We start from the raw sequence: 9,563 nt of genomic DNA, 5'->3' as shown, positions 1-9,563 counted from the left end.
TTCCAAGAAATGGACGATGCCGATCAGAAACTGGCGACAAGCTCTAAACCGCTTTATGATTATGTTCGAAGACCGACTCACTCAATACATGTAACCCTGACAGTTACACAGAATTATTTACAGGGTCCACTTCTGCTAATAACAATTGGCTTGAATTGTATTTTTTTTCTAACTCATCAAAAGGACCAGTTATAAAAACCTTCTCTGTATCACAAAAGTGTTCTTTTTCATTAATTGGAGCATATTCTTTGGTTCCGCTGTCATTTCTAAATTCTTCAATTATTACATCCAATTTTCCTCGGGACTTCCCCTCTACTGAATCTACCCAACTCTTACCTATTGTCCCAATCACATATCTATATTCTTTTGAATCTTCTAAGTTCATCTATCTCTGTCCCATTTCTGTGTTTAGTAAAGTCAGGTGTTATCAGTTAGAGTTCAACCTAACACCTACATCTAAGTGTTAGAGTATCCAAACATCACTGACAATCAAAGCAGACATCAATACGAAAACGTGCGAACAATCACATTAGTTTTGTTTGGGCTGCGAGCGCTTCACCATACGAATTAGAACAGCATAGATAAATCGTTTGGGTGTAAAATTAAGTTTCATGGGATCGTAGATTTGTACTCCATGAATTACCTCAGGCATGGAAAACTCAGGCATGCAAAAGGCAAGATTCATAAAGAATCAATGCGTGGGTTCATATCAACGCTATTTTGATCGAGAAGGGCAGTCCAAGTAGAAAAATCAGGCAGGGGATGCGACTCCTGCCTGAGGGCGGTACAGCTTAGAAGTGGTAAGCGACGGTTGCGCCAACGATCCATTGGTTTGCGCTTTCTACGATTGGCGAATTGGCGACATCAGAGCCTAAACGGGTGTAAGAACTGGTTTGGGTGATTTCCCAACGGTCATTAATTGGGTAAGCCAGTTTGTAACCTAGGTTGTAAGAGAAGTCGCCACCTGCATGGTAAGCTTTACGCTGTGCGGTCGCTTCTTTGTCTTTCACACCGAAATAGTAGTTGTTGTAATCCGAACTCTGGTAACTAATGCCCGCAAAAGGTACCAAATCAACAGCACCTAAATCGATGACATGGAAGTAGTTAACGCCAGTTTTGTAGCCTTTGTTTTCTTTGAGAATATCATGTTGGAAGTAGGTCGATACGGTACCGTTACCCAGTGCGATATCAGCATTTAAACCTAGATCAATCGTGGCTTTACGCTTATCCATTCCTTTAACGCTGTTTGCCGAATCTTGGTCATAAGTAACGCCGCTGCCCGTCAGGTAAGTACCTAGATTAACGACATCCCCTGTGTTACCAAAGAAGCGGTAGTTAATACCGGTGAGGTCTGCATTCAAATCTTCACCGTGGTAGCCAAAGTTCAGCAAAGCGCTGTAAGACTTGTCTTGATCCTTGAGTAGGTCAGTGCTGCCAAAAGCACCCACTTCCGCAACCCATTGACCTTCATGAGTATAGATATTGCCGTTACGAATGTACGTTTGGGCAGCTAAAGTGTTGCCCGCGATAAGCGATGCTGTAATAAATAGTGCGATCTTTTTCATTATGTTCTTCCATTTAAGGGCTTATGTTTGGATGTGAACACTGTACAAAATCGATAGAGAGGATAATATCAATAGCTTGTATGGTTATGTCTGACTTTTGTCAAAGCGGCTTATTCTTGCCTTACTCGTTGCAGTGGTTGGCTACGTTCGTTTATCCGAATCACATAGCCTTTCAGGCTTGATTTTGTGTGGGCAGGGCTCTGTTTGCTCGGCGCGGTGTTTTTTATTTTCAGACCGCAAATCCTTGAAGTGCTTGCGAAAGGTATTGGCTGATTGCTGGCAAGTATTTGGCAGGCGACCAATATTTAAGAGGCAAATGCCGGATAAATAAACTCGTAAAAAAAGCCGTTGTGTGGGCAACGGCTTTTTATGGGATTATTCGCTGAATTTCTTAAAAATAATCGAGGTGTTGATGCCACCAAAAGCAAAGTTATTGCTCATTAGGTATTGCACATCCAGCTCACGCCCTGTGCCTGTAATGTAATCAAGATCGCCACATTGCGGGTCGATGTTATCTAGATTAAGGGTTGGATTAAACCAACCGCTGCGCATCATTTCTAAACCTAACCAAGCTTCAACCGCGCCACATGCGCCCAATGTGTGACCAAAATAACTTTTCAACGAGCTGATCGGCACTTTACCCAACGCGTTTGCGGTGGCGTGACTTTCGGCTATATCACCCCGGTCGGTCGCCGTGCCGTGAGCCGAAACATAGTCAATTTTATCTGCACTTAACTTGGCATCACGCAGCGCCATCTCCATGCAGATTTGCATGGTGTCCATTTGTGGTTGAGTGACATGGGCGGCATCGCAGTTGCTGGCAAAACCGATGATTTCTGCGTGAATGACGGCACCGCGTGCTATGGCGTGTTCATACTCTTCAAGCACTAAAGTTCCTGCGCCTTCACCAATTACTAAACCATCACGCTGAGTATCATACGGGCGTGGGGTGGTTTTGGGCTGGTCGTTTTTGAGGCTAGTGGCAAATAAGGTATCAAATACGGCCGATTCGGTAGGGCAGAGCTCTTCACCACCGCCCGCCACCATTACGGTTTGGTAGCCGTGTTTGATCGCTTCATACGCGTAACCGATGGCTTGGCTACCAGACGTGCAGGCGCTACTGGTTGGAATGACGCGGCCTTTGAGCCCGAAAAATAGGCCTACGTTCACCGCGGCAGTGTGAGGCATCATCTGCACATAAGTGGTGGCGGTAATGGCTCGAGTGGTTTTTTCGTTGAGCATGACACCAAACGCACCGATGGCATCGGTACTGCCTGTTGATGAACCATAAGCGATACCGGTTTGGCCATTCGTCAGCACTTCATGACCAATTAAGCCTGCTTGCAGCAGCGCATTTTCGGTGGCAACGGTCGCCAGTTGTGACACGCGGCCCATACCTCGGACTTGTTTACGTTTGTAGTGGCTAGGCAGTGTAAAGCCCATTATTGGCGCGGCGAGTTTAGTGTTTAAACCCTCATACTGCTCATAGGAAGGCATATATTGAGTGGCATTTTCACAAGCTCTGAGTTTTGGCTCAATACTGGCCCAGTCATTACCAAAAGCAGTCACGCCGGACATGCCTGTAACGACAATGCGACGGGTCATACTAAGCCTCCATTAACCGAGATAACTTGGCGAGTAACATAAGCGGCAATATCAGACATTAAATAGCTCACAAGGCCTGCGACTTCTTCGGGTTCACCCATGCGGCGTAAAGGAACTTGTGGCAGTGCGTGCTCTTTGACGTGCTCATCTACCATGCCGGTATCGATTAAACCCGGAGCAACACAGTTGACGGTGATTTTGCGCTTAGCCAGTTCAAGCGCGAGCGATTTGGTCGCGCCAATCACGCCAGCTTTAGCGGCGCTGTAATTGGTTTGACCTCGGTTGCCCGTGATGCCCGACACCGATGCTAAAGTCACAATGCGCCCACCTTGGCGTTTTTGCACCATTGGCATCACACAAGGGTGGAGGACGTTATAAAAGCTGTCTAAATTGGTGTGAATTACACCATCCCATTCTTGTTCTGTCATGGCGGGAAACGCCGTGTCACGAGTAATGCCCGCGTTATTGACCACGCCGTAATAAGCGCCATGTAGAGCAATATCGGCTTCCAATACTTCGCGACACTGAGCTCGGTTGCTGATGTCAAATTGAATCAATCGGCCTGAACCACCGTTTTGCTCGATGGTCGCTAGTGTTTGCAGGGCACCTTGCTGGTCGCCCATGTAATGGACGGCAATGGCAAAACCATCTTTGGCGAGCGCAATCGCAATCGCTTTGCCTATGCCTTTACTCGCACCAGTCACTAATACGTGTCGGGTCATGCTTGACTCCTCATTTTCATTTCTTCTAATTTTTGTTCTGATGGCACATACACATTTAATTGGCATTCGGCCAAAAGCTGGTGTTGGTGCTCGATTCTTGCCTTAAACACGGCCATGCCATTGTCTTGCATTAGCTGTTCAGCGTAGATATCGAGCGTTTGCCCTTTCAGGAATGCATCGCACAGCGCGCGATAACGGCGACTGCCGAGCAGAAAGCCAATCGGCGGTTGAATGCCTTGGACAAGTGAGTGATACCCAGACCACGCGGCAATGGCTTGTGCCATAAACTCGATACCGACATAGGCCGGTATGCTTTGTGTCGCTGGGTCAAAAAACAGGTGGTGCGATTCAATATCCACTTGGCAGTGGATAGATTCGCTCTGTACCTCAAGCGCGCGGTCGATCAAAATCATCGGCGCTTGATGAGGCAGCAGTTGATCAATTGCAGGAAGCTTTGTCATTAACGTAACCAAAAATGAGGCTAATATTGTTGCCACCAAAAGCAAAGGAGTTGCTTAAAATGGCCTTGTTTTCTAAATATTGAGTGGTTTCCACTAGCGTAATATCGATGTCTGGCGCTTTGTTAGCACAGCGCTGAATGGGCAAAGGCAATTGGTATTGCAGTATGTGCCAAGCAATGGCGGCTTCGGTTGCACTGGCCGCGCCGAGCGTGTGTCCAGTGAGTGGTTTGGTTGAACTCACCGCAACGTGCTGGCCAAAAACGTGGAAAATCGCTTTACTTTCCATGCTGTCATTGAGCGGTGTTGCGGTGCCGTGAGCGTTGATATAGCCGATATCACTGGCGGTTAATTTGGCATCTTGCAGCGCGTTACGCATCGCCTGTTCTGCACCGTTTCCATCTGGGTGGGGCGCAGAAATATGGTGTGCATCGGAACTGTCGCCTGCGCCCAATAGCGCAATGGCGTGAGCGTGTTGCTGAGACGGCGTTTTACCCAGCAGCATAAAAGCGGCAGATTCACCAATGTTGATGCCATCTCGCTGTGCATCAAACGGTTTACACAAACGTTGAGACAATGCCTCTAAACCGTTAAAACCATTGAGTGTTAAGCGGCACAAAGTGTCGGCACCACCGACAATCACCGCATCAACCAACCCAGCATTAAGCATTCTTTTGGCGGTGATAAAGACGCGGCCACTGGATGAACAGGCGGTCGAAATGGCGTAGCAGGGGCCGCTTATTGCAAAATAGCGAGCGATAAAATCACTGCAATTGCCTAATTCCTGTTTGTAGTAGTGGTAGTCGCTTGGAAATTCGCCCTGCTCTAACTTGTGGGCGAGTGCGATTTCGCCATCAGCAATGCCGGACGTGCTCGTGCCAACCACCACTGCAATGCGATCTGCGCCATAGGTGGCAATCGCGTGGCGGACACTCGGTTCGATTTGTTGCAGTGCCGATAAAGCAAGTTGGTTGTTGCGCGTATTGAACGCACTTAAATGCGCTGGGATTTCTGGTAGCGGTTCACTCACTCGGCCTACAATGGTTGGGGTGCCAGTGTTGAGTGACGTGCGGTCAACCACCATGTTATCGCAATAGCCCTGCGCTAAACTTTGGTGAATGTGCGACGAGTCACTCCCCATCGCGCAGTGAAAACCGCAGTCTTGGACATAAATAGGTGAGCGAGAATCAATAGGAGAAGTCGTGGATGAGTTCATGATAGCTATCTACGGTTGTGTGGGCGGCAAAGGGTGCTGGGCACTGAGTGTTTTAATCGTAATGGTGTAATTCAATAATTGATTGTGGAAGCGAATATCGCCCTTCATCGAGAAGGGATGTTGATAATCAATAACAATCACTGTTTCACCCAGTTCATTGATGAGTGTTCGTCTATTCTTATCATCAATGATTTGCCACTTTACCTTATTTAACGGGGCTTCCCAAGCATTTCGCGGCCAGAGCGTGATCATCAGGTTAAAGAGTATCTGTTCGGGCTTTGGCAAGGTATTTTCCAAGCCATTGAGTACACTGGTCTCAATAGTATCTTGCTGATAATTGAGCGATAAAATTCTTGTTCCCCAAGATGAAAAACCTGCCAGTACAATCTTGTCATCGGTGACCTGTAGTTGGACCGGAAGTTGTTGGTTATGTTGGCCGTTATCATCTTGCCAATGGGCGCTGATCAACTGACTTGCCGTGACTTGGTACCCAAGTTGCGCCGGTTTGGGCAGAGTAACGAATGTGTTGGGGCTAATTTCTACCTGCGTGGAGGCTTGGTTTGGCACTAAAGAGCAGCCAGACAACATCAGTAACAGCAAGGGCAGCGCACGGCGTATTCTCATCATCATAGTTTTTCCTCATGCGCTTTCATGGCGGCAGGTTGTGATTTGATCGCCATTGGTGAAAGCAACCAAGCAACGAAAATGCCGCTCAGTACCGTCAAACCAAAACTGTGGATGGCGTGAGTTTGGCTAAGAGCAAGCAGACCAAACGAGAGCAAAGTCGTTAGTGCCGAAAGGGTTATGGCAAGCAAGGTACTGTGACTGCGGGCTTGTTCGGCAAAAAAGAGCGTGTAATCAATACCGATACCTATCACTAATACCAGTGCTAATAGATTGAATAAATTGAGCGTAGAGCCTGTTGCGACGGTGACGGCTAACCCAGCGATGCAAGCAATCAGCGAAGGTAACATAATGCGAATGCTGTGTTTCACGCCGTAGCGCCAAATAGTGAGAGCGCTGATCAAGGTCAGAGCCAGCGCAATTAACTCCATCACTTTAAGGCGATACTGCCCAAACAGGGTTGAGATCTCTTCGGTTTTATTCAAATAGGCGTAGTCGCTATTTTTCGCCGCAAACTGCTTAATTACTGCTGCTTGGTAAACCTCTTTCAACAGCACTACCGCCGCCACTTTTTGCTCAACTTCACCTAAATAAAGAAAGCGCAGCGGTTGGGAAACATCATGGGCTAAATAATGCGCCAGTGTCATGGGCAAAAATGACGCTTCAAGTTTAGGAGCCGAAGATAGTTTCAGCGTTTGAGCCAGTACTGCGCCTTGGTTTGCGTACAGTGCTTCAACCAGTGCGTAGTTTTCTTGCTGACGCTTAAGCGAGCTGATGTTTTGGCTTAAACTTTGGTAGCCAGAAAGTACGCCTTGTTGTTGCCATTGTGAAAATTGCGTATCTAATTTTTCTAACTGCTGCATTAATGCTTCATCATCGTTGGCACTGACGACCAACATCTGCTGTGATGATTGAATACCAGTCAAGGCGCTGATTTGCAGCTCTTGCTGTTTCAAGTCGCTAGGCATGGCTTGTAATTGTCGAATGTCGTCGTTGTAGTGCACTTGCGTCAGAGCAAGACTGCTGATGATCAATAACGCCGTGGGTAGGCCCCATTTAACCCATGGCTTTTGCCAAAGCCCAAACCATAATGACCAATAAGTGATGCCGGGAAGCGTTCTCGATGAACTTGGTTTTTTGGCCAAAATCGGATACCAAGCCACGACCGTTGCGTAAGCGGCAACGAGCCCTAAGGCGGAAAATAGCGCTAACTGTTGCAAGCCGGGGAAAGGGGCGACCAGTAGACCGAGATAGCCAATTAAACTGGTGATTAACCCTAAGGTAATGGCAGTCAGAATATGCTTTAGTCCTTGCACGCTGTCCCATTGTTCATTTGCGGCAAGGCGATCGGTCAGGTAGTGAAAGGCGTAGTCGATTGAAACGCCAATCAGGCTGGCCCCAAACACTAAGCTAAACAGATGGATCTGATCAAAAAACGCGGTGGTGATCACCATGGCAACCACTAACCCAACGGATACCGAGAGCAGTGCCAACAGTAAAGGCATGGCACTGCGAAAAACCAGCATTACCAACAGCACAATGCCGAGTAATGAGAAAAGGCCAATGGTGCTGATTTCTGACTTGGCACTTTGAGTACCAAAATCGGCGTAAAATAAAACACCAGTGTGATAAATATCCGCCCCAAATTGTTGCTTGATGCGTTGTTGCCATTGAGCAATATCGGGCACCACTTGTTGCGCTTTGAAACTGTATGGTGAATCGTTGAGCTGAGCGGTGATCAGCACGTATTTTTGGCCTTGATACTCGCGGGTTAAGTATCCGTCTTGCAAACGAAAATGAGACGATAGCTGGCTAACTTGCGCTAAGTAGTCGCGAAATAGCAGAAAAGGGTCGTGACTGAGCTCTTGCCCTGTTACCCCAGAAAAAGGGTTATATAGGGCTTGCACCACCGCTTGCACTTGTTGTTCGGGATGTTGACTGAGCTGATTGCGTTGCTCGCTGGTGAGCAGTTGTGCTCGATGTTGAAAGTAGTAACTGGCCCAAGCGTTCTGTTGAGTGGCATCGATTTCCCCAACCACATCCTTGAAATAGCCACTCTGCTTGAGCTCGCTTTCTAGCGCTGTAACGGATTTGAGCCGGTCAGCCTCATTGGGCGCAGTGACAATAAAGACCACCTTATCGCTCATACTGGCAGTGACTTTTTCAAACGCTTGCTCGGCGAGCACACTTTGCTGGTTGACCGGCAGTAGCTTAAGGATATCCGTTTCGATCGGTGAGGCTGCTGAAAAGACCCACTGCTTGAGTAGTAAGCCAAGACAAAGGGTCACAAAAGCCAACCAGAACAATGCCAGCCGGTTCGATTTAGAAGTTAAACTGTGCTTGCTCAGCATGGGTTAAACGCTCTGGCTGGTGGTTTTGGTTAGTAAACTGAATCTCGGTTTTGTCGCCTCGCACTTCTTGCAGGATCAAACCATCAATGTCATCTCTCCCCGTTAATGTTATCGAGGTAAACACCGAGCTCAGTGGCGCATTTCTCGGCGTTAAATTTAACTGCCACTGGCCATCTTCGCTGTGCAGTGTCATCGTAAATTGTTCATTCAATTGCTGCGTGTCACCATGAAATACCGACAAAAAGAGATGGCTGAAATAAAACGCCATTGGGTTCTCTTTTTCGGTAATCACCTGTGGTGGTTGGTTAGCAAAAGTTTGGCGAAGCTTGTCTTGAGTTAACACCAAATTAACTGGAAATGGTGAGTATTGTTGCCAAAGTAAGCCATTTTGTTTATCAAGCAAGAATTTCCCGGCTGACGACAGTGGCTGTTCGAACATCTCAATATGGCGGAGTTGAGTAAACTCTCCGCGTACGATCTGGTGTTTCGCCAACTGCGCTTGCAGTGAAGCGAGGTCGGTCACTTGTGCCCAGAGTAGGGGCGAGAATAGAGCTAAAGTTAGCCATAGAAAACGGCGCATCATAATTTCCCGTAGGTATGCCAGTGCTGCACTTTGTCGGTAAATAGCGTTGGGGAAGCGAAACACATCTCTTGCGTGTCGATGCGAACCGCTACTTGAGTGGTGTGCGCTTTACACATTCGTTGCCCGGTCTGGCTATCAAAAATCATGTAGTCAACACGCAAGCGATTTTCCCATTCTGTCAAGGTCGCTTTGACTCGAATCGTATGGTTGAACGGGATCGCTTTCACGTACTTCACGTGGGTATCAATCACCGGCCATAGGTAGCCCGACTGAGTCATCGCGTGATAGCTGTAATCAATTTTTTCCATCAGCACGCGGCGTGCTTCTTCAAAAAAACGAAAATAATTGCCGTGGTAGATAACGCCCATTGGGTCGGCATCTTGAAACGAGGTGACTAAAGTCACCTCACTTTCCAATGGATGAAGTACATCGCTCATCG

Annotated in this window: 10 protein-coding genes; all 10 read right to left on the bottom strand. The window is 47.5% G+C overall.

The annotated features are described in order from the left end of the window. Positions 1-103: 103 nt before the first annotated feature. The 10 genes from AACV20_RS14175 to AACV20_RS14130 all read right to left on the bottom strand — a co-directional run bounded on the left by AACV20_RS14175 (position 104) and on the right by AACV20_RS14130 (position 9,561). A complete protein-coding gene (locus tag AACV20_RS14175) occupies positions 104-385 on the bottom strand; it encodes a hypothetical protein (protein ID WP_170907509.1) in 282 nt (93 codons plus the stop codon). Between the two features lie 406 nt (positions 386-791). Next, on the bottom strand, positions 792-1,565 hold the full coding sequence (ompV, locus tag AACV20_RS14170; protein ID WP_170907508.1) for an outer membrane protein OmpV: 774 nt from the start codon (positions 1,563-1,565) through the stop codon (positions 792-794). A gap of 375 nt (positions 1,566-1,940) precedes the next feature. Continuing rightward, positions 1,941-3,170: a beta-ketoacyl-ACP synthase gene (locus AACV20_RS14165; RefSeq protein WP_170907507.1), complete on the bottom strand. Its 1,230-nt coding sequence runs from the start codon at positions 3,168-3,170 to the stop codon at positions 1,941-1,943. Continuing rightward, positions 3,167-3,892, bottom strand: a complete 726-nt coding sequence (locus AACV20_RS14160) for a 3-ketoacyl-ACP reductase FabG2 (RefSeq protein ID WP_017045136.1) — start codon at positions 3,890-3,892, stop codon at positions 3,167-3,169. Before AACV20_RS14160 ends, AACV20_RS14165 begins: the two co-directional genes overlap by 4 nt. Further along, positions 3,889-4,353, bottom strand: a complete 465-nt coding sequence (locus AACV20_RS14155; RefSeq protein ID WP_017050420.1) for a hotdog family protein — start codon at positions 4,351-4,353, stop codon at positions 3,889-3,891. The genes AACV20_RS14160 and AACV20_RS14155 overlap by 4 nt, the downstream gene beginning before the upstream one ends. Continuing rightward, positions 4,331-5,566 carry a beta-ketoacyl-[acyl-carrier-protein] synthase family protein gene (locus AACV20_RS14150; protein ID WP_170907506.1) on the bottom strand — a complete coding sequence of 412 codons (1,236 nt, stop codon included), beginning with the start codon at positions 5,564-5,566 and terminating at the stop codon, positions 4,331-4,333. The genes AACV20_RS14155 and AACV20_RS14150 overlap by 23 nt, the downstream gene beginning before the upstream one ends. A 9-nt stretch (positions 5,567-5,575) precedes the next feature. After that, entirely contained in the window at positions 5,576-6,196 is a 621-nt protein-coding gene (locus AACV20_RS14145; RefSeq protein ID WP_170907505.1) for a DUF3261 domain-containing protein, read from the bottom strand. Beyond that, a complete protein-coding gene (locus AACV20_RS14140) occupies positions 6,193-8,541 on the bottom strand; it encodes an MMPL family transporter (protein ID WP_170907504.1) in 2,349 nt (782 codons plus the stop codon). The genes AACV20_RS14145 and AACV20_RS14140 overlap by 4 nt, the downstream gene beginning before the upstream one ends. Next, on the bottom strand, positions 8,513-9,124 hold the full coding sequence (locus tag AACV20_RS14135; RefSeq protein ID WP_017045141.1) for a LolA family protein: 612 nt from the start codon (positions 9,122-9,124) through the stop codon (positions 8,513-8,515). Before AACV20_RS14135 ends, AACV20_RS14140 begins: the two co-directional genes overlap by 29 nt. Continuing rightward, positions 9,121-9,561 carry an acyl-CoA thioesterase gene (locus tag AACV20_RS14130; protein WP_017050416.1) on the bottom strand — a complete coding sequence of 147 codons (441 nt, stop codon included), beginning with the start codon at positions 9,559-9,561 and terminating at the stop codon, positions 9,121-9,123. The genes AACV20_RS14135 and AACV20_RS14130 overlap by 4 nt, the downstream gene beginning before the upstream one ends. Positions 9,562-9,563 lie beyond the last annotated feature (2 nt).

The sequence above is a fragment of the Vibrio sp. B4-6 genome (genome assembly GCF_963888245.1).
Classification (GTDB): Bacteria; Pseudomonadota; Gammaproteobacteria; order Enterobacterales; family Vibrionaceae; genus Vibrio; species Vibrio anguillarum.
Note: the sequence above shows the minus strand (reverse complement) of the source record. Positions and strands in the feature narration are given on the sequence as shown.

Coding starts and splice junctions, on each gene's coding strand:
- AACV20_RS14130 (WP_017050416.1), bottom strand. CDS start 9,561: ATGAGCGATGTACTTCATCCATTGGAAAGTGAGGTGACTTTAGTCACC.
- AACV20_RS14155 (WP_017050420.1), bottom strand. CDS start 4,353: ATGACAAAGCTTCCTGCAATTGATCAACTGCTGCCTCATCAAGCGCCG.
- AACV20_RS14160 (WP_017045136.1), bottom strand. CDS start 3,892: ATGACCCGACACGTATTAGTGACTGGTGCGAGTAAAGGCATAGGCAAA.
- AACV20_RS14165 (WP_170907507.1), bottom strand. CDS start 3,170: ATGACCCGTCGCATTGTCGTTACAGGCATGTCCGGCGTGACTGCTTTT.
- AACV20_RS14145 (WP_170907505.1), bottom strand. CDS start 6,196: ATGATGATGAGAATACGCCGTGCGCTGCCCTTGCTGTTACTGATGTTG.
- AACV20_RS14175 (WP_170907509.1), bottom strand. CDS start 385: ATGAACTTAGAAGATTCAAAAGAATATAGATATGTGATTGGGACAATA.
- ompV (WP_170907508.1), bottom strand. CDS start 1,565: ATGAAAAAGATCGCACTATTTATTACAGCATCGCTTATCGCGGGCAAC.
- AACV20_RS14135 (WP_017045141.1), bottom strand. CDS start 9,124: ATGATGCGCCGTTTTCTATGGCTAACTTTAGCTCTATTCTCGCCCCTA.
- AACV20_RS14150 (WP_170907506.1), bottom strand. CDS start 5,566: ATGAACTCATCCACGACTTCTCCTATTGATTCTCGCTCACCTATTTAT.
- AACV20_RS14140 (WP_170907504.1), bottom strand. CDS start 8,541: ATGCTGAGCAAGCACAGTTTAACTTCTAAATCGAACCGGCTGGCATTG.